Annotated in this window: 15 protein-coding genes; 13 read left to right on the top strand and 2 right to left on the bottom strand. The window is 49.5% G+C overall.

The genetic code is table 11. The features are described from left to right. The first annotated feature begins 76 nt into the window (after window positions 1–76). Window positions 77–739, top strand: coding sequence for a site-2 protease family protein (locus GBH70_RS05595; protein WP_151680121.1), 663 nt, complete (start codon window positions 77–79; stop codon window positions 737–739). Between the two features lie 198 nt (window positions 740–937). Continuing rightward, window positions 938–1450: a YwhD family protein gene (locus GBH70_RS05590; protein ID WP_151680120.1), complete on the top strand. Its 513-nt coding sequence runs from the start codon at window positions 938–940 to the stop codon at window positions 1448–1450. 39 nt (window positions 1451–1489) lie between these two features. Here the strand turns inward: GBH70_RS05590 and GBH70_RS05585 are convergent, their stop codons facing one another. Further along, window positions 1490–3547 carry a transglycosylase domain-containing protein gene (locus GBH70_RS05585; RefSeq protein WP_151680119.1) on the bottom strand — a complete coding sequence of 686 codons (2058 nt, stop codon included), beginning with the start codon at window positions 3545–3547 and terminating at the stop codon, window positions 1490–1492. 212 nt (window positions 3548–3759) lie between these two features. Between GBH70_RS05585 and speE the strand changes: the two genes are divergently transcribed. From speE to argS, 4 genes are all read left to right on the top strand, one after another. Further along, window positions 3760–4590 (top strand): spermidine synthase, encoded by an 831-nt coding sequence (speE, locus tag GBH70_RS05580; RefSeq protein ID WP_151680118.1) that lies wholly within the window; start codon window positions 3760–3762, stop codon window positions 4588–4590. Window positions 4591–4615: 25 nt separating this feature from the next. After that, complete coding sequence (gene speB, locus GBH70_RS05575) at window positions 4616–5488, top strand: agmatinase (RefSeq protein WP_151680117.1); 873 nt, start codon at window positions 4616–4618, stop codon at window positions 5486–5488. A gap of 183 nt (window positions 5489–5671) precedes the next feature. Continuing rightward, window positions 5672–6100 carry a YwiB family protein gene (locus GBH70_RS05570; protein ID WP_151680116.1) on the top strand — a complete coding sequence of 143 codons (429 nt, stop codon included), beginning with the start codon at window positions 5672–5674 and terminating at the stop codon, window positions 6098–6100. Further along, window positions 6097–7767, top strand: coding sequence for an arginine--tRNA ligase (gene argS, locus GBH70_RS05565; protein ID WP_151680115.1), 1671 nt, complete (start codon window positions 6097–6099; stop codon window positions 7765–7767). Before GBH70_RS05570 ends, argS begins: the two co-directional genes overlap by 4 nt. A 67-nt stretch (window positions 7768–7834) precedes the next feature. On the opposite strand, the gene GBH70_RS05560 is transcribed toward argS, so the two are convergent. Beyond that, window positions 7835–9034, bottom strand: coding sequence for a phospholipase D-like domain-containing protein (locus GBH70_RS05560; protein ID WP_151680114.1), 1200 nt, complete (start codon window positions 9032–9034; stop codon window positions 7835–7837). Between the two features lie 234 nt (window positions 9035–9268). Here GBH70_RS05560 and GBH70_RS05555 point away from each other — a divergent pair, with 234 nt between their 5' ends. The 7 genes from GBH70_RS05555 to icmF all read left to right on the top strand — a co-directional run bounded on the left by GBH70_RS05555 (window position 9269) and on the right by icmF (window position 19873). Then, entirely contained in the window at window positions 9269–11386 is a 2118-nt protein-coding gene (locus GBH70_RS05555) for a (Fe-S)-binding protein (RefSeq protein WP_172968283.1), read from the top strand. Window positions 11387–11571: 185 nt separating this feature from the next. Beyond that, window positions 11572–12750, top strand: a complete 1179-nt coding sequence (locus GBH70_RS05550) for an acetyl-CoA C-acetyltransferase (RefSeq protein ID WP_151680112.1) — start codon at window positions 11572–11574, stop codon at window positions 12748–12750. A gap of 12 nt (window positions 12751–12762) precedes the next feature. Continuing rightward, window positions 12763–13614, top strand: coding sequence for a 3-hydroxybutyryl-CoA dehydrogenase (locus GBH70_RS05545; protein WP_151680111.1), 852 nt, complete (start codon window positions 12763–12765; stop codon window positions 13612–13614). 23 nt (window positions 13615–13637) lie between these two features. Continuing rightward, window positions 13638–14762, top strand: coding sequence for an acyl-CoA dehydrogenase (locus GBH70_RS05540; protein WP_151680110.1), 1125 nt, complete (start codon window positions 13638–13640; stop codon window positions 14760–14762). 46 nt (window positions 14763–14808) lie between these two features. After that, window positions 14809–15951: an acyl-CoA dehydrogenase gene (locus tag GBH70_RS05535; RefSeq protein ID WP_151680109.1), complete on the top strand. Its 1143-nt coding sequence runs from the start codon at window positions 14809–14811 to the stop codon at window positions 15949–15951. A 36-nt stretch (window positions 15952–15987) separates the two neighbouring features. Then, complete coding sequence (locus GBH70_RS05530) at window positions 15988–16602, top strand: TetR/AcrR family transcriptional regulator (RefSeq protein WP_151680108.1); 615 nt, start codon at window positions 15988–15990, stop codon at window positions 16600–16602. Between the two features lie 16 nt (window positions 16603–16618). After that, entirely contained in the window at window positions 16619–19873 is a 3255-nt protein-coding gene (gene icmF, locus GBH70_RS05525; RefSeq protein ID WP_151680107.1) for a fused isobutyryl-CoA mutase/GTPase IcmF, read from the top strand. Window positions 19874–20645 lie beyond the last annotated feature (772 nt).

The following is a 20645-nucleotide window of genomic DNA, read 5'->3' as shown; positions in this document are numbered from 1 at the left end:
CCGGTGGCAATCAAATGAATATACTGCGCAAATTTTGTATACTATTAATAATATCATTTTAAAAGGGGACCGGTTTGTGGAACCATTACAACATTTTTTGGCATATCCGTTAAGGGATATCCCGATTGTCGCAGCGGTGCTGATCATTGCCTTTACCATCCATGAGTTTGCCCATGCTTATACAGCTTACCTGCTTGGCGACCCAACCGCCAAGCGAGAGGGGAGGGTGACGCTGAACCCGGTGCAGCATATTGACCCGCTTGGGGCGCTGCTGATTTTTGTAGCCGGTTTTGGCTGGGCGCGCCCTGTCCCGGTGAACCGATTCCATTTCCAAAATCCGCGCCTTGCCGGTGTGCTCGTGTCTTTCATGGGCCCGGCCAGCAATTTTTTGTTGGCTTTTCTAGGGAACATTATCCTGTATATATTGATTGCGACCGGGATCGGCGCCGGCCTGCCGTGGTTTGTGCTTTCGTTTTTCAATTATTTTGTCTGGCTGAATCTCGTTTTATTTATTTTTAACTTAATCCCGCTGCCGCCATTGGACGGCTACCGGATCATTGAAGACTTGGTTTCGCCATCGGTACGCGCGAAAATGACGCAGTATGAGCAGTACAGCATTCTGGTCTTTTTGGTTTTTCTCGTGACGCCGCTAGACCAGTATACGATTTCGCCGCTCATCAACAGCGCGGTGCCGTCGATTATGAGGGGCTTTCAAACCATTGTTTCTGTTTTTAGTTAAAAAGCGGTGCGCCCCGCTTAGCAGGATATGGCGCCGGGTCACACGGAATATCAAAAAAATACGGGCCGGCCCCCATACTGCGAAACAGTACGCCGGCCGCCGGAGCCGGTCAAAAACAGCGGAGGGTGCCGCGGTGCCCGGCGTTTGCATTTCAGGGCTAAAGTCTAGGGCCATCATTTGAGAAAGGGGATGTAAAAAATGGCTGAACAAAAGAAAAAAGCAGAGTTTAATATCATTAAAAATGCGCCGACCGACGGGCACCGGGGTTTTGGTGTCGGGGCGCTGAATCTGGAGAATGTGTCCCCGGTTATTATTGATATCAATGAAGGCACGGCCGTTGTCGATATCGGAGCGATGCATGCTAGGAGCGCCGTGGAAAAAAGGGTCAAATTTTCCCATGACCGTTCGGAAGTGCCGGAAGAAGGGGCAAAACCTTACTGGCTTGTGTGGGTGACGATTGAACGCGGCGAAAAAGGGCCTTATTATCATGGGGTGACGGCTTGCGAAATGGTGGTCAACAAAGAAAAACGCCGCGGCTATAAATCGCTGCCGGAACATGTCAACCGCCTCGACAAATCGATGAAAGGCCATCTTATCGTCGACCATATGGATGACAAATCGAAAAAAGTGTTGGCGGATTTCTTAAAGGGACACAGTAGGGAAATGTGGGATTTATCAAGCGACGAACTGAAGGAAGCATTAAGGGTCTGACCGCCTTTGAGCCAGACCCTTTGCTTTTTAGTGTGCCGATTATTTAAAAAACGGAAATAGTTTTTGCAGCCAGTTGTGGTGCTTGTGTGGATATAGGTCATTTTCTGCCGTATCAGGGTGTTTGCTGCACGGTTCAACCGGTTCGGTGCCGGAAATAAAATAGGTGAGCCTCGCCACCGGGCAGTTGGGCGTCGCCAGTTTGCCGGTTGAGGGGTCGATTTCCACGGCGGTGACTCCTTTTGGCGGTTTAAATTCCTCTACCGGCTGATGAGCCAGTGCTTTTTCCATAAAGTGGGCCCAAATTTTTTTGGCGTACATTTTATCGGCGGCCAAAGTGATTTCCTGCCCGTTGTCATAGCCGACCCACACGCCTGAAACGAGCTGGGGCGAAAATCCGATCATCCAGCTGTCGGTGTTGGTGGAACCGGATTTTCCGGCATACGGGCGGGTGATGTCTTTGACAATGGAGGCGCCGGTTACACTTGCATATCCGTTTAAACGCTTGTCAAACATACCTGTCATCATTTGCGAGGTGACAAAAGCCGCATCCTGATTTAACACCCGTTTTTTCTCCGGTTTGTACTCGTATAAAACATGGCCTTTGTAATCTTCGACTTTTGTGATAAAAACGGGCCCGTTTTCGATTCCGTTGTTGGCAAGCAGGCTGTATGCATGTACCATATCAAGCAGGTGCACGCCGGAAGTGCCCAATGCAAGCGAAGGCACTTTTTCCATCGGCGTCGTCAGACCGAATTGCTTTGCGGTATGGACGAGTACATTTTCCCCGAGCAGCAAATGGGTTTTGACCGCATAAATATTATCCGAAACGGCGAGCGCCTGTAGCATCGTAATGTTCCCGTCCGCATACTGGCTGTTAAAATTATGCGGTCTGTATACGGACTTGCCGCCATCGAACCGGAAAACGGTCGGTTCGCTTTTCAGCATCGTTACCGGGGTGAAACCGTGGTTCAGCGCGGCATAATATAGGAGCGGCTTCATTGTGGATCCGGGCTGCCGCGTCGCCTGTGTTACCCGGTTATAAGGGCTTTCCCCGTAATCCCGGCCCCCGACGAGCGCGGTCACAAAGCCGTTTTTCGGGTTGATGGCCGCAAAACCGAGCTGGACCTGTGAAGAATCCGGGATGGTTTCCTTCACCGTTTCTTCAGCGATCTTTTGCTGCCGGATGTCTAAAGTGGTATATACTCTCAGCCCGCCAAGCGCGATCGTTTGGTCATCAAATCCCAGTTTCGTTTTCAATAGTTTTTTGACAATATCCTGGAAATATGGGGCGGTCCGGGTTGTGTCCGGTTCGGCTTTCCGGACGATCGTTAATGGTTCATTGGCTGCTTCCGTCGCCTGTTTTTCCGTAATATAGCCGTTTTTCACCATTGATTGCAATACGGCAAGCTGCCGTTGTTTTGCTTTTTCGGGGGAAATGACGGGTGAGTAGATCCCCGGGCCGTTCGGGATTCCGGCAAGCATCGCAGCTTCGGCAAGTGTCAGGTTTTTGACGTCTTTTCCGAAATAGTATTGGCTTGCGGCCTGTATCCCGTACTTCCCATGCCCATAGTTGATTGTATTTAAATAGCCCTCCAAAATCTGGTCTTTACTGTAATTCGATTCAAGCCTGACCGTATAGAAAGCTTCTTTTAATTTCCTTTCCCATGTCTTATCCATCGTTAAAAATAGGTTACGTGCGTACTGCTGGGTAATGGTGCTCGCCCCTTGCACTTTTCCCATTGCCTTCATATCGGCAACCAGGGCTCCGGCCATGCGCCGGTAGTCAAAACCGTGGTGGTGGTAAAAGTTGCGGTCTTCGATCGAGATGGTGGCGTCAACGGCATCTTTGGATATGTCCTTCAACGGAACCCAATACCGCTGCTGGCCGCTGTTTGTTTCCCCGATCAGTTTGCCGCCTTTTGCGTAATAAAGGGTGGATTGCGGGACGGAAAGCGGCGGCGGCCCGAGGATTTTTGCATAGAAATAGACAGCCGCTGCCAAGGCGGACAGCAGGATGGCGAAAGCAAAAAAGGCAAGAAGCAAAATGCGCAGGCCCCATTTTGCTTTCTGGATCTTTGGTGTTGTAAGTGTCTCCATCATCCACACCTCTTTTTTATTCTTATTTCCTTAGTATTTAGTAAGAAAGGAAATTTTAAACACAGAAGCAAGAAAAATGAAAGGAAGCAAAAAAATTCTTGCTTTTTTCCGGAAATCTACTATACTTTTTTTCATGTGTTTGGGATGAATCATTCCTATAAGGGAAGACATAATAGAAACTAGATATTACGCGATTAGAGGAGGACATGATCATGGGCGGACTGTGGTTTACAGAAAAACAAACGAAAGATTTCGGGATCACGATGCGGGTGAACCAAACTTTACATACCGAACAGACCGAATTCCAGAAACTCGATATGGTGGAAACGGCCGAATGGGGCAATATGCTCATCTTGGACGGCATGGTGATGACATCGATCAAAGATGAATTTGTTTACCATGAAATGATCGCGCATGTTCCGCTTTTTACCCATCCGAATCCGGAAAATGTGCTCGTTGTCGGCGGCGGGGACGGCGGCGTGATCCGCGAAATTTTGAAGCACCCTGAAGTGAAAAAAGCAACGCTTGTCGAAATTGACGGCAAGGTCATTGAGTATTCGAAAAAGTTTCTGCCTGAAATCGCAGGTGAACTGGATAACCCGCGCGTCGAGGTAAAAGTCGATGACGGGTTTATGCATATCGCAAAAAGTGAGAATGCGTATGATGTGATCATGGTTGATTCCACCGAACCGGTCGGCCCTGCTGTCAACCTGTTTACAAAAGGGTTTTACGCCGGCATTGCAAAAGCTTTAAAAGAAGACGGGCTTTTTGTCGCGCAGACGGACAACCCGTGGTTTAAAGCGAACCTGATCCGTGAAGTGCAGCGCGACGTGAAAGAAATTTTCCCGATTACAAGGCTGTATACAGCCAATGTCCCGACGTACCCGAGCGGTATGTGGACGTTTACAATTGGTTCGAAAAAATATGATCCGCTTGAAGTCAGTGAAGGACGGTTCCATGAGATTGAAACGAAATACTATACAAAAGAACTGCATAAAGCGGCGTTTGTGCTACCGAAATTTGTAGAAGACTTGACAAAGTAAGCAAAGTAAGAAGAGGAGAACAGACATGAGATTTGACGAAGCATATTCAGGCAATGTTTTTATCGGCGCCAATCCCGATTATGAGACAAGCCGGGTTGTCATTTACGGCATGCCGATGGACTGGACGGTCAGCTACCGGCCGGGGTCCAGGTTCGGCCCGACGCGCATCCGCGAAGTATCGATCGGGCTTGAAGAATACAGCCCGTACCTCGACCGCGAACTGGCCGAAGTAAAATATTTCGATGCCGGCGATATTCCGCTCCCATTCGGCAATCCGCAAAGAAGCCTCGATATGATTGAGGATTATGTGAAGATTTTGCTGAAAGACGGAAAATTCCCGTTCGGCCTTGGAGGGGAGCATCTTGTTTCATGGCCGGTGATCCGTGCCGTCTATCAAAAATATCCGGATTTGGCGGTGATCCATTTTGATGCCCATACCGATCTCCGGACGGAATATGAAGGAGAGCCGCTTTCGCATTCGACGCCGATCCGCAAAGTGGCTGAGCTGATCGGGCCGAAAAACGTCTACTCTTTCGGCATCCGTTCCGGCATGAAAGAAGAGTTTGATTGGGCAGAAAAAAATGGCATGCACATCTCGAAATTCGAAGTGTTCGGGCCGCTCAAAAAAGTGCTGCCGGAACTTTCCGGCCGCCCGGTATATGTGACGATTGACATCGACGTGCTTGATCCGGCATTTGCGCCGGGGACGGGTACGGTGGATGCCGGCGGGATTACTTCGAAAGAACTGCTCGCATCGATCCATGCGATCTCAAATTCGAAAGTAAATGTCGTCGGCTGCGATCTTGTCGAAGTGGCGCCGGTTTACGACCATTCCGAACAAACCGCCAATACGGCAAGCAAACTGGTGCGCGAAATGATGCTTGGCTGGGTGAAATAGGAAACGCTATGGCCCGGTGCTGCAGCCTTACTTGAGGCCGGCGCCGGGCTTTTAAAGTTCCTCTTGTGGAATGCCGCGGTTGTTTTGTATGATAAAATAAAGATACAGGCGATGTTATTCTTCCAGTGGAAAGGTTATAATGGATAGACAACAAACGGAAAGTTTCTCTAAGGATGTGGGAAAATGGCGGAAGAAACCGTTTCTTGCCCCGTAAAAATACATATGGTGACGGAATTTTTCCAAGAAGAAGAACTTGTTTTATTCGGCCGTTATTACGAAAAAGGCGGTGCGGCTTATCTAAAATACAATGAAATGCAGGAAACGGGCGAAATCCATACGGTTGTAAAAGTGGGCGGTGAAAGAGCACTGATTTTAAGAAGCGGAGCGGTTTCTATGCGGCTTGATCTGCGACCCGGCGAAAAGCGGCCGGGTTCTTATGGCAGCGGGTACGGCACTTTTCCGCTTGAAGTAATGGCAGATGATGTGGCACACCGCCGTACAGGGTATATGCATGGGCAGTTTTCCCTTGGTTACAGGCTTTTTATACAGGAGAGACAGGTCGGTACATACAAGATGACGATCCATTACGAGGAGGTACAAGAGGCAAAATGAACATAACGGAACAAATTCAGGAAATATTAAAAGCGGAAATCAAAGAAGCTGTCATAAAAACCGGCCTTGTACCGGAAGAAGACATTCCGTCAATTGTGCTGGAAAAACCGAAAGAAAAGGCGTACGGCGATTATGCCGCAAACATTGCGATGCAACTGGCGCGCGCGGCGAAAAAAGCACCGCGTGTCATCGCGGAAGCCGTTGTGGGGCAGCTTGACAAATCGAAAGCGTCCATTGAAAAAGTGGAAATCGCGGGGCCGGGCTTCATCAATTTTTACTTGGACAATGCATATTTGACGCAGCTTATTCCAACGATTTTGCAGGAAGGCGATGATTACGGCCGCTCGGATGCCGGAAAAGGGGAAAAAATTCAGGTTGAATTCGTATCTGCCAACCCGACTGGCGACCTTCACCTCGGGCATGCGCGCGGGGCGGCAGTCGGCGATTCTCTTTGCAATATCCTGGAAAAAGCGGGCTATGATGTGACCCGTGAATACTACATCAATGATGCCGGAAATCAGATCCACAACCTGGCATTGTCGGTCGAAGCGCGTTACTTCCAGGCGCTCGGCATCGAGAAAGAAATGCCGGCAGACGGCTACTACGGCCAGGATATCATTGATTTGGGGCAGAAACTGGCAAAAGAATACGGGAAAAAGTTTGTAGATGCAGATGAAAACGAACGTTATGAATTTTTCCGCCGGTATGGCCTTGATTATGAAATGGATAAACTGAAAAAGGACCTCGAAGACTTCCGCGTGCGTTTTGACGTCTGGTATTCGGAAACTTCCCTATATAAGAGCGGGAAAATTGACGATATGCTGAAAATTATGCGCGAAAAAGGGCATATTTATGAAAAAGACGGGGCGACCTGGTTCCGTTCGACAACTTTCGGCGACGACAAAGACCGCGTGCTGATCAAAAAAGACGGGACCTACACCTATTTGACCCCTGATATAGCGTACCATAAAGATAAATTTGACCGCGGATTCAATACAGTGATTAATATTTGGGGCGCCGACCACCACGGTTATATCCCGCGCATGAAAGCGGCAATGGAAGCCCTCGGATATGATAAGGACCATCTTGAAGTCGAGATTATCCAGCTTGTCCATCTTTATAAAAACGGCGAAAAAATGAAGATGAGCAAACGGACGGGAAAAGCGGTGACAATGCGCGATTTGATCGAAGAAGTCGGCCTCGATGCAACCCGTTATTTCTTTGCGATGAGAAGTTCGGATACACACTTGGACTTCGACCTTGATCTTGCCGTTTCGCAGTCCAATGAAAACCCGGTTTATTATGCGCAGTATGCCCATGCCCGCATTTGCAGCATTTTGCGGCAGGCAGAAGAGAAAGGGCTCGGTCCGGATACGAGGGGGGATTTTTCCGCGATCCGCTCTGAAAAGGAAATGGATGTCCTGAAAAAATTGGGCGAATTCCCGCAGGTGATTGCCGAAGCGGCAGAAAAGCGGATCCCGCACCGCATCACCAAATATATCAACGAGCTGGCGTCCGCGTTCCACAGCTTTTATAATGCGGTAAAAGTGCTCGATCCGGAGCATGAAGCCGCCACAAAAGCGCGCCTTGCTTTGATCAAAGCCGTCCAAACCACGCTGAAAAACGCTTTGCGGATGATCGGCGTTTCAGCACCGGAAAAAATGTAAACAGCACATCAATCCCCCGTCCAGATACCGACGGGGGGTTTCTTTTTTATGATGATGTTGATGGATTTTATAAAAATTCTTCAATTGCCCGTGCGCCCCACTCTTTTGCTTTTGAAAACCAGCCGGGGTGGTTGATATCTTCAAGTGTGAGCGGGATGGCGTGCCTGGTATCTTCCATGAACACCTCGCGCATTTTTTGAATAAAGCCGGCATCATAAACGAGGCAGTTGATTTCAAGGTTCAAAAGTACGCTGCGTCGGTCGAAATTGGCAGTCCCGATATCGCAGACGGCTTCGTCTATGATCACAATTTTGGCATGATAAAAACCGGGGTTGAATAAATAAATTTCCGCCCCTTTTTTGAGCAGTTCGCGGAAAAACCGGAAAGCGGCCTCTTTTACAAGCATATGGTCGGCTTTTCCGGGCGCGAGCACCACCAATTTTACGCCGCGCTCCAACGCCCTGACCAGTTTTTTTTGGATTTTCGCGGTCGGAATAAAATAAGGCGAGCCGATAAAAATGGAGGAGCGCGCCCGGTCAATCAGCCCGCACAACAAATCCTCAAGGTCAATCCCTTCTGTCGGAATGATTTGGTGGCGCAATCCCTCCGTTTCGGCACGGGGTGTTACCGCCATTGCAGCGGACATTTTCTCTTTGGCGGCTTCGTTCCAATTTAAGATAAATTCCTGCTGCAAATCGCCGATGCTCCCACCTGTCAAGCGGAAATGATAATCCCGCCAAGGAGAAAGTGCCGGATTTTCACCAATGTATTCTTTTCCGACATTAAATCCGCCGATATAGCCAATCTTTCCGTCAATCACGGTGATTTTCCTATGGTTCCGCTGCTGGAGCGAAAAAAAGAAAAACGGGAATGTTGGCCGGTGGCTGACGGCAAAAGATGCGCCCGCTTGTTCGAGCTGCGAGATCATTTTTTTCGTGACCCGGCGGCTGCCCGCCCAATCGAGCAGCACCTTGACATCAATATCTTCCCGCGCTTTTTTTGCCAAAAGGTTGAATAGATCCCGGCTGATGCCGTCATTATTCACAATATAAAAAAGGACATAGATGCTTTCTTTTGCGTTTCCGATATCGGAAAAATATTGCGGAAATAAATCTTCCCCGGACGTAAAAATGGTAAAGTCGCCTGCCCGGATGGGATATTCCCGCTTATGGCAAATGCTGCAAAAATGTTTTTTTCCGAGCGTGTAATCGGTAATGAGCCAGATGACGAGTGCTGCTGCCGCTGAGAGAGACAAAAGCAAGATCATATCATTTTCCCCGTTTCACAGATGTTCATATCCGTTAGTCTACCCAAAAGGCGCCGATTTTACATATGGATAACACACAAAATGGGAAACGTCTTTTCAGAAAATCTTAAAAAAATCAAAAAAAGGATTGACTGAATGCTCATTCATTATATAATAGGAGTAAGCAAGATTCGGAAAATTTCCTGTTTTCCTTAACGTGCAGCACGAATGATCGAAGGGAGTGTCGGGGGAAAGATGCACATTTTATTATGGTTGAACTGGATTGCATTCCTGTCTGTAACCGCTTACGGTATTGGCCTGTTTGTTTATTTGGTGAGGACAAGGGTGCAGTATATCAAATTGGGGAAGAAGCAGGAATTTGACAATAACGTAAAGGAGCGGCTCAAGAAAATCTGGGTGTATGTCTTCGGGCAGAAAAAGCTGCTCAAAGATAAAAAAAGCGGCGCCATCCACGTCATGATGTTTTACGGGTTCATTCTCGTCCAATTCGGCGCCATCGATTTTATTTGGAAGGGGCTTGCGCCGGGCACGCACTTGCCGCTCGGGCTGCTTTATCCTGGATTTACCTTTTTCCAGGAAATCGTCACGCTCGTCATTTTATTTGCGGTCGGCTGGGCGTATTACCGCCGCTATATTGAAAAGCTCGTGCGCCTGAAACGGGATTTTAAAGCGGGGCTTGTGCTTATTTTTATCGGCGGGTTGATGGTTTCCGTCCTTGTCGGAGGCGGCATGGGTCTCATCTGGCACCAGGAGGAACTGTCATGGACGGAACCGGTCGCATCAGCACTTGCCGCGGCTTTCGACTGGATCGGGCCCCGAGCAGCGGCTGTTGTCTTTTACATTGCATGGTGGATGCACCTGCTGCTGCTTTTGACGTTCCTCGTCTACATTCCGCAGTCGAAGCATGCCCACTTGATTGCTGGGCCGGCGAATGTGTACCTGAACCGGCTTGATGATGTCGGCAAGCTCCGCCCGATCGATTTTGAGGATGAGTCGCAGGAAAGCTTCGGGGTCGGCAAAATCCAGGACTTCACGCAGCTGCAGCTTGTCGATCTGTATGCGTGCGTCGAATGCGGGCGTTGCACGAATATGTGCCCGGCGACCGGGACAGGCAAGATGCTTTCGCCGATGGATCTGATCATTAAATTAAGGGATCATTTAACGAATTACGGTGCGGCTGTCACGTCCAAGCAGCCGTGGGTTCCGGCCTTCGCTTTTTCGCATACGAAAGGGAACCAGCTCGCAATGGCAAGCGCAACCCGGGGGGCTGAAGAGGCGGCAGCTGCTCTTTCTTACCGGCCAAGCCTAATCGGCGATGTTATTACGGAAGAAGAGATCTGGGCGTGCACGACATGCCGGAACTGTGAAGACCAGTGCCCGGTAATGAACGAGCATGTCGAAAAGATTATCGACCTCAGGCGCTATCTTGTGCTGACGGAAGGGAAAGTGAACCCGGATGCGCAGCGGGCGATGCAGAACATTGAGCGGCAGGGCAACCCTTGGGGGCTGAACCGGAAAGAGCGGGAAACATGGCGCGAAGGGCGGGAGGATATCCAAGTGCCGACCGTAAAAGAAATGAAAAAATCCGGTGAGGAATTTGAATATTTATTCTGGGTCGGTTCGATGGGCTCCTATGACAGCCGCAGCCAGAAAATCGCACAGTCGTTTGCGAAGCTGCTCAATGAAGCAGGCGTCAAATTTGCCATCCTCGGCAATAAGGAGAAAAACTCCGGGGATACGGCTCGCAGGCTTGGAAATGAATTTTTATTCCAGGAGCTGGCCGGCCAGAATATTGCCGAGTTTGAAAAAAACGGTGTGAAAAAAATCGTAACGATTGACCCGCACGCATACAATACGTTTAAGAAGGAATATAAGGATTTCGGGTTTGAAGGGGAAGTGTACCACCATACCGAGGTGCTGTACCAGCTGCTTAAGGAAGGACGCTTAAAACCGAAATATGAAGTGAATGAGGCTGTAACGTTCCATGATTCCTGCTATCTTGGCAGATACAATGATATTTATAACCAGCCGCGCGAAATCTTAAAAATGATTCCGGGCGTAAAGCTGGTGGAAATGGAACGGAACCGTGAAACGGCGATGTGCTGCGGGGCCGGCGGCGGCTTAATGTGGATGGAAGAAGATACCGGGCACCGGATTAATGTGGCACGCACGGAGCAGGCGCTTGCCGTCAATCCAACCGTCATCAGCACGGAATGCCCGTACTGTCTGACGATGCTGTCCGACGGCACGAAAGCAAAAGAAGTGGAAGACAAGGTCAAAACGCTTGATGTGGCGGAAATTCTTGAACTTTCGGTTTGCGGCGTGCCGGGGCGGGCAACTGCAGTATCTTAATCGAGCAACATCATACGATAACGGCGGAGAATGGCAAACTTGGGAGGCAGCATGCAAAAGTTTGGGGAAGTTTCTCCGCCGTTTTATTTGAACCTTGGTTTGAGGCGCCTCCGCGTTTCGGTTGACCGAGCGTTCGTTCATTTTTGGGCGCTTACAAAATATTTTAATTAAAGGGGAGAAGATGGTTGAAAACGGTCATTGTGAGCGGGGCACGTACGCCCTTTGGCAAATTCGGGGGAAAATTGAGCAGTTTGACGGCATCCCAGCTTGGCGGGATTGCCATCAAAAGCGTTTTGGAAAAGGCAGGTGTCCAAAGCGGCGATGTGGATGAAGTCATTATGGGAAATGTCCTGCAGGGCGGCCAGGGCCAACTCCCGTCCAGGCAGGCGGCGAGATACGCCGGGATCCCGTGGGAAGTCAAAACGGAAACGATTAACAAAGTGTGTGCTTCCGGGATGAGAAGCGTAACGCTCGCGGACCAGATTATCCGCTCCGGGGATGGGGAAGTGATCGTGGCCGGCGGCATGGAATCGATGTCGAACGCCCCATACTTCCTGCCGAAAGGAAGATGGGGATTGAAAATGGGTGATGTGCAGCTTAAAGATATGATGACGCATGACGGCTTGACCTGTGCTTTTTCAGGTGTACATATGGGCACATATGGAAACCGGACAGCGGAAGCATTCGAACTTTCAAGGGAATTCCAGGACCGTTGGGCATTAAGGAGCCACCAAAAAGCATTGGAAGCGATCCAGGCCGGGAAATTTGCCGAAGAAATCGTACCGGTCGAAGTGCCGCAAAGAAAAGGGCCTGCTCTGCTGGTGGAACATGACGAGCCGCCGCGCCCGGATACGACACTGGAAAAGCTGTCGCAGCTGCCGCCTGCCTTTGATCAAGACGGCACCATTACAGCGGGCAATGCGCCGGGGGTCAATGACGGCGCAGCCGCACTAGTGCTGATGAGCGGGGAGCGCGCCGCAAAAGAAGGATTGAAACCGCTTGCCACAATTATCGCCCATGCGGAAGTGGCGGTCGAGGCGCAGCACTTTCCACAAACACCTGGGCTTGTAATCAATGAAATTCTAGAGAAGACCGGGAGAAAGCTGGAAGAAATTAATTTGTTTGAAATCAATGAAGCATTTGCCGCAGTTGCGCTTGCCAGCAGTAAAATTGCACAGCTTGATCTCGAAAAAGTCAATGTAAACGGGGGTGCGGTAGCTTTAGGACACCCGATCGGGGCAAGCGGCACGCGCATCATTTTGACCCTTGCCCACGAGCTGAAACGGCGCGGTGGGGGAATTGGCATCGCGGCGATCTGCTCCGGCGGCGGGCAGGGTGATGCCGTCATGATTGAAGTACAGTGAGAGGTGATCAGAATGGAAAAACAGACTGTCATAGTGATCGGGGCTGGGCAGATGGGGTCCGGGATTGCCCAGGTTTTTGCGCAGGCGGGTTGGCACGTATATTTAAATGACCTTCAAACGGAACTGATTGAGAGGGGTCTGGCAGCCATCCGGAAAAATTTGGCACACCAAGTGGAAAAACAAAAACTTTCCAGTGAAGAAAGGGACGCGGTTTTATCCCGCCTCACCCCTTCCACAAGCCTGGAGGACGCTGCCGGGGCCGAAATGGTTGTTGAAGCGGCAACCGAAAATATGAAAGTAAAAAAAGAGATTTTTAAGCAGCTGAGCGGGATTGCGCCAAAGGATGTCGTGCTTGCGACCAACACTTCATCCTTGCCGATTACGGAGCTGGCTGCTGTGACAGACAGGCCGGAAAATGTGATCGGTATGCATTTTATGAATCCTGTTCCGGTGATGAAGCTAGTGGAAATTATCCGCGGGCTCGTAACAAGCGACCAGGTGTACGAAAAAGTGTATGATACCGCCGCGGCGCTCGGGAAGACGGCGGTTGAAGTCAATGATTTTCCGGGCTTCGTTTCCAACCGGGTTTTAATGCCGATGATCAATGAAGCGGTTTACACCCTTTATGAAGGGGTCGCCACAAAAGAAGCAATTGATGAAGTGATGAAACTTGGCATGAACCATCCAATGGGCCCGCTTACGTTGGCGGACTTTATCGGGCTCGACACTTGTTTGTATATTATGGAAACCTTGCACGAAGGGTTCGGTGACGATAAATACCGCCCTTGCCCGCTCCTGCGGAAATACGTCAATGCCGGGTGGCTCGGCAGAAAAACAGGGAGAGGTTTCTATACGTATGAATGACCACCCAAAAAGGGGGCCGCGCGATGGACTTTCATTTTACGGAAGAACAGCTTTTGTTGAGAAAAATGGTGCGTGATTTTGCGGAAAAAGAAATTTTGCCGCTCGTTGGCAGGATGGAAAAAGGTTGGTTTCCACGGGAGATTCTTCATAAGATGGCATCCTTCGGCCTAATGGGGATGACGGTGCCCGAAAAATACGGCGGGGCCGGGCTGGATTTCACATCCTATATATTGGCTATCCATGAAATTTCAAAAGTCAGCGCAACAATCGGCGTGATCCTCTCCGTCCACTCTTCGGTCGGCACAAACCCGATTTTGTATTTCGGGAATGAGGCGCAAAAAGGGAAATATTTGCCGAAATTGGCAAGCGGGGAATATTTAGGCGCTTTTTGCCTGACAGAAGCCGATGCGGGTTCGGATGCGAAAAACCTTAAAACGAAGGCAGTCAGGAAACGTGATTCTTATGTGATAAACGGTTCAAAAATGTTCGTTACAAACGGGGGAGAAGCGGATACGTACATCGTATTTACCCGGACGGAAGACGGTAGCATTACCGCATTTATCGTTGAGAAAAACATGCCGGGCTTCCGGGTCGGTAAAGAAGAGAAAAAAATGGGCCTGCACGGGTCAAAAACGGTTCAACTTCATTTTGAAAATCTGCATGTTCCGGCTGAAAACCGGCTCGGAAAAGAAGGGGAAGGCTTAAAAATTGCCATGGCCAACCTGGACGCGGGCCGGATCGGGATTGCGGCGCAGGCATTGGGCATTGCGGAAGGCGCTTACGGGCTTTCGCTTCAATATGCGAAAAACCGCTGGCAGTTCGGCCGCCCGGTTCATGAGTTTCAAGGGGTCGGGTTTAAACTGGCCGATATAGCTACACGCATCGAAGCAAGTAAACTGCTTGTCTACCGGGCATCGCATTTACGGAGCAGGGGCTTGGACTGCAAAAAAGAAGCATCGATGGCCAAACTGTTTGCTTCTCAAACGGCGGTCGATACGGCAATTGCAGCGATGCAGATTTTCGGCGGAAACGGTTATACGGAAGATTATCCGCTTGAACGGTACTTCCGTGATGCAAAAATTACACAAATTTACGAAGGCACAAGTGAAATCCAAAAAATGGTGATCAGCAATCAGTTCTTACGGTAAAAGGGGCTATTCTGGTTCCGCAAATCATCAATGGGGGGGAGAATAAATGGACTTTCGTCTGAATGAAGAACATCAAATGATTCGGAAAATGGTGCGCGACTTTGCGGTGAAAGAAGTGGCGCCGACAGCGGCGGAACGCGATGAAAATGAACGATTTGACCGTTCAATCTTTGATAAAATGGCGGAACTCGGCTTGACGGGCATCCCCTGGCCGGAACAGTACGGGGGGATCGGGAGCGATTTTTTGGCCTACTGCATTGCGGTGGAGGAGCTGTCGCGCGTGTGTGCCTCGACCGGCGTCACATTGTCGGCGCATACTTCGCTTGCCAGCTGGCCGCTGTTTAAATTCGGGACTGAAGAACAAAAACAGAAATACCTTACTCCGCTTGCCCGCGGTGAAAAAATTGGTGCTTACGGCTTGACCGAACCGGGATCGGGTTCAGATGCGGGCTCGATGGTGACAACGGCACGGCGTGAAGGGGACCATTATGTTTTAAACGGTTCAAAGATTTTTATAACAAACGGCGGTGTGGCAGATATTTATATTGTGTTTGCCCTGACGGATCCTTCAAGCAAACACCACGGAACAAGTGCCTTCATTATAGAAAAAATTTTTCCGGGTTTTTCAACAGGCAAAAAAGAAAAGAAAATGGGCATCCGTTCTTCTACGACAACGGAAATTATTTTTGAAGATTGCATTGTGCCGGAAGAAAATTTGTTAGGGGAAGAAGGGCAAGGTTTTAAAATCGCCATGATGACGCTTGACGGCGGGCGCAACGGCATCGCGGCGCAGGCAGTCGGCATTGCCCAGGGCGCGCTCGATGCGGCCGTTGCCTATGCGAAAGAACGGAAGCAGTTCGGCAAACCGATTGCGGCCAACCAGGGCATATCCTTCAAACTTGCCGATATGGCAACCGCTGTGGAAGCTGCAAGACTGTTAACATATCAAGCTGCCTGGCTTGAATCGAACGGCCTGCCGTACGGGAAAGAATCAGCTATGTCGAAACTGTTTGCCGGAGACACCGCGATGAAAGTAACGACGGAAGCTGTCCAGATTTTCGGGGGCTACGGCTATACGAAAGACTATCCGGTTGAGCGGTTTATGCGCGATGCCAAAATAACGCAAATCTATGAAGGGACGCAGGAAATCCAAAGACTTGTCATTTCTAGAATGCTGATAAGAGACTGACGGAATGGACCGCTTGTTGAAGAAGGGAGACCGTTTGTGAGCCAAAAGAAAATTGTTCCGGCATCAGTAAGGGATGAAAAATTGGTTGAACTGCGCAGAAACCAAATGATCAATGCGGCTGTATCGCTTTTTAAAGAAAAAGGATTCCACCGGACGACAACACGGGAAATTGCAAATAAGTCAGGTTTTAGCATCGGTACGCTTTATGAATATATCCGTGCAAAAGAAGATGTGCTGTATTTGGTGTGCGACCGGATTTACGATGAAGTGCGCGAAAGGCTGCTCGGCATGGATGCCGGGCAGGGGACGCTTGAAAGTCTGAAGCTTGGCATTGCCCATTATTTCCGGATTGTCGATGAACTGCAGGATGAAGTGCTCGTCATGTACCAGGAAGCAAAATCGCTGACGAAAGAAGCGCTGCCTTATGTCCTGAAAAAAGAACTGGAAATGGTCGGCATGTTTGAAACGATGATCCGAAAATGCGTCGAAAACGGCGAACTTAATTTGGATGAAAAACACGTGGAGATGCTCGCCCATAATATTTTTGTCCAGGGCGAGATGTGGGCTTTCCGCCGTTGGGCATTTAAAAAGAAGTTTACGATTGATGATTATATTGAGCTGCAAACGAACCTGTTGTTTTCCAATCTCTAAAAGATAGGGGGATTCTATGGCTGCTGTAGAAGTATACCACCCGAAACATGCGGTCCGGTTTGTTACAGCTTCCAGTCTGTTTGACGGTCATGATGCTTCCATCAATATTATGCGGAGGATCCTGCAGGCGAGCGGTGCCGAAGTGATCCATCTGGGGCATAACCGCTCAGCCCGCGAAATCGTCCAGGCAGCAATCCAGGAAGACGCCCAGGGCATCGCCGTTTCGTCTTACCAGGGAGGCCATCTCGAATTTTTTAAGTATATGTATGATCTACTGCAGGAAAATGATGCTTCCCATATCTGCATATACGGCGGCGGCGGGGGCGTGATCATTCCGCGCGAGATCAAAGAGCTACACGAATACGGCATCGCACGTATCTTTTCACCCGAGGACGGCAGAAAGCTCGGCCTCCAAGGGATGATCAATATTATGCTCCGGGAGTGCGACCGACCTACGATTACGGAAGAGGATTTCGAAAAAGAAGCCAGACGTTTAAAAGAAGGGCGGATTAAATCCGTTGCCAGGCTGATTTCGTATGCGGAAAATCACTTAAACCACCAGGAAGCGCTCGCCGGACTTGAATCCGTTGCGTCAGCTGTCCGGGAAGCGCCGGTCGTGGGCATTACCGGAACCGGCGGCGCAGGGAAAAGCTCATTGACCGATGAACTGATCCGCCGTTTTCTCCGTGATAATCCGGATAAAAAAATTGCCGTCTTATCGATTGACCCTACGAAACAAAAAACGGGCGGGGCATTGCTCGGTGACAGGATCCGGATGAATGCCATTTTCCACCCGAACGTGTATATGCGGAGTTTGGCGACAAGGGCATCCCGTTCCGAACTCTCCCTTGCCATTGAAGATGCGATCCGGATTGTCAAAGCGGCTGGATTTGACTTGATTTTTGTCGAAACGAGCGGAATCGGACAGGGGGATGCGGAAATCACTAATGTTTCCGATGTTGCCATGTATGTCATGACAAGCGAATTCGGCGCTCCGTCCCAGCTTGAAAAAATCGATATGATTGATTATGCCGATTTGATTGTGATCAACAAATTTGAGCGGAATGGTTCTGAAGATGCGAAAAAGCAGGTGCAAAAGCAGTACCAGCGCAGCCATATGCTGTTTGACCAAAAGCTTGACGATATGCCTGTATATGGCACCATTGCCAGCCGGTTTAACGATGCAGGAACGAACGCATTGTTTGCCGCCCTCATTGAAAAAATCAACGGGAAAGCAGGAACAGATTTCCATTCTTCTTTTTCAAAAGAGCAGGCGCCGGGAAAACAGCATGTCATCATCCCGGGAAGCCGCGTACATTACTTGCGGGAAATTGCGGAGACGGTCCGCCGTTACCACAAAAAAACGGAAGAGCAGGTCCGTCTTGCGAGAAAACTGTTCCAGCTGGAAGGGGCAATTGCAGCTGCAAAAGAAAGCGGGGCGGCACGTGATGTCATCGAGTTTCTTGAAACGCTGTGCAACGAAGCGGAAAAAGGGTTAACGGAAGAATCGAAAGCGATCCTCGAAAATTGGCCGGCGCTGAAAGAAAAATACAGCGGTGAGACCTTTACGGTTAAAATCAGGGATAAAGAAATCACAACCGCGATCAGGACAACGAGTTTATCCGGTCTTGCCATTCCGAAAGTGGCGCTGCCGAAATGGGAAGATAAAGGCGAAATCTTAAAATGGGCGTATAAAGAAAATGTGCCCGGGGCATTTCCGTTTACGGCAGGCGTTTTCCCGTTTAAGCGCCGGGAGGAAGACCCGAAGCGGCAGTTTGCGGGGGAAGGGACACCGGAACGGACGAACCGGCGCTTCCATTATTTATCGAAAGATGATCCTGCCAAACGGCTCAGCACGGCTTTTGATTCAGTGACGCTGTACGGAGAGGATCCGGACGAACGACCGGATATTTACGGGAAAGTCGGCGAGTCGGGCGTCAGTGTCTGCACATTGGATGATATGAAAAAATTATATGAGGGCTTTGACCTCTGCGCTCCTTCCACCTCTGTATCGATGACGATCAACGGTCCGGCGCCGATCATTTTGGCAATGTTTATGAATACGGCGATCGACCAGCAGGTGAAAAAGAAGAAAGCGGAACTCGGGCGCACCTTGACAGTGGAGGAATTTTCCGAAGTGCGCAGGAAAACGCTGCAAACGGTCAGAGGCACAGTGCAGGCGGATATTTTAAAAGAAGACCAGGGCCAGAATACATGTATTTTTTCAACCGAGTTTGCGCTCCGGATGATGGGCGATATCCAGCAATATTTCATCGAACATAAAGTGCGCAATTATTATTCTGTGTCGATTTCCGGCTACCATATTGCGGAAGCCGGTGCCAATCCGATTTCCCAACTCGCTTTTACGCTCGCAAACGGTTTCACCTATGTGGAGTATTATTTGAGCAGAGGGATGAAAGTTGACGACTTTGCCCCGAACCTGTCCTTCTTTTTTTCCAACGGACTTGACCCGGAATATACGGTCATTGGCCGAGTCGCCAGGAGAATATGGGCGATTGTGATGCGCGATTTATACGGGGCGAACGAACGGAGCCAGAAACTAAAATACCATATTCAGACCTCGGGCCGGTCGCTGCACGCACAGGAGATTGATTTTAACGACATCCGCACAACGCTGCAGGCTTTGATGGCGCTTCAGGACCATTGCAATTCGCTCCATACGAATGCGTACGATGAAGCGATTACGACGCCGACGGAAGAATCGGTGCGCCGCGCAATGGCAATCCAGTTGATCATCACGAAAGAGCACGGTTTGTCCAAAAACGAAAACCCGCTCCAGGGGTCTTTTATTATTGAAGAGTTGACGGATCTTGTTGAAGCGGCAGTGCTGGAAGAATTTGAGCGGATCAATGACCGCGGCGGCGTGCTCGGCGCCATGGAAACCCAGTATCAAAGGGGGAAAATCCAGGAGGAATCGATGGAGTATGAAGTCAGGAAGCATTCGGGAACTCTACCGATTATCGGCGTGAATACTTTCCTGAATCCGAACCCGCCAAGCGAAGATGAGGTGAACAATATGCAGCTGGCGCGCGCAACGAAGGAAGAAAAGGATCTCCAGATTAAAAATTTGCGGGATTTTCAGGCGCGCCACAAGGGAGAGGCTGAAGCGGCACTGGAAAAATTAAAACAAACGGCTGTGGAAGGCGGCAATATTTTCGCGGAGCTCATGGAAGCCGTAAAATCCGCAAGCCTCGGACAAATCACCAACACCCTCTATGAAATCGGCGGCCAGTACAGAAGAAATATGTGATGAGAAAAGCGGAGGGCGCTCGCCCATCGGCGTACGGATTTTTTTACCTCTGACTGAGATAAAGGAAACACGGCGAGGTAACGAGCCGATGTTGACTTATCGTAGGGAAGAGGCCGTAAAATCCGCTAGCCGATAGCGCCCGGAGCTGGACAATAAGAAAAGCGGAGGGCGATACGTAATGGACTGTCCAAAAGTCAGCAACTGACCTGAGGGCAGCCCTTTTTTAATGCAAGGCTATAATTGAACCACGATATTTACGAGATTCCTGTGGGAAAAGCGGGCCAGGCGAGGCACGCAGTACGGCATCGTGCGAAGAGGCTCGCGGATCGCGATCATCAAAAGTAAACAAGAAACAGAGAAAACTTGTTAAGAACAATGATTATTCCGATGTGTTTTTTATTTAAGCGTAAGCGGGCTTTTGGGATAGCCCCTACACAAAAAATTAGGCAGACCAATGCCGATTTTTTTGCAAGTTTCAAAGGCCGGATGCACTTCTGCGAAAATTATTTAGCTTTCTGTCTATAATTTTATTGTGTCCTTCAGCAGGATGGATGTACAATGGACAGGGGTAAAAAGAGATTTTTTGCCAAAAGGCGGATGCGATGGAAGCGGGCCAATCACATCGCTTATTTTTTTCAAAGGGATGTGGACTGTTTGTCTCCTTTAGTGAAAATCGTTTTAACATGCACCGGTCTTGTATTATTTCTTCCGATTGGGTATTTTTTATATAATAAAGATCTTGGTGCCATCCCTTTTCTTATTCTGTCTTTTT

It is taken from the genome of Weizmannia acidilactici (genome assembly GCF_008974225.1).
In the GTDB taxonomy this organism is placed as follows: Bacteria; Bacillota; Bacilli; order Bacillales; family Bacillaceae_C; genus Weizmannia; species Weizmannia acidilactici.
This window is presented reverse-complemented; position numbering and strand designations above follow the sequence as displayed.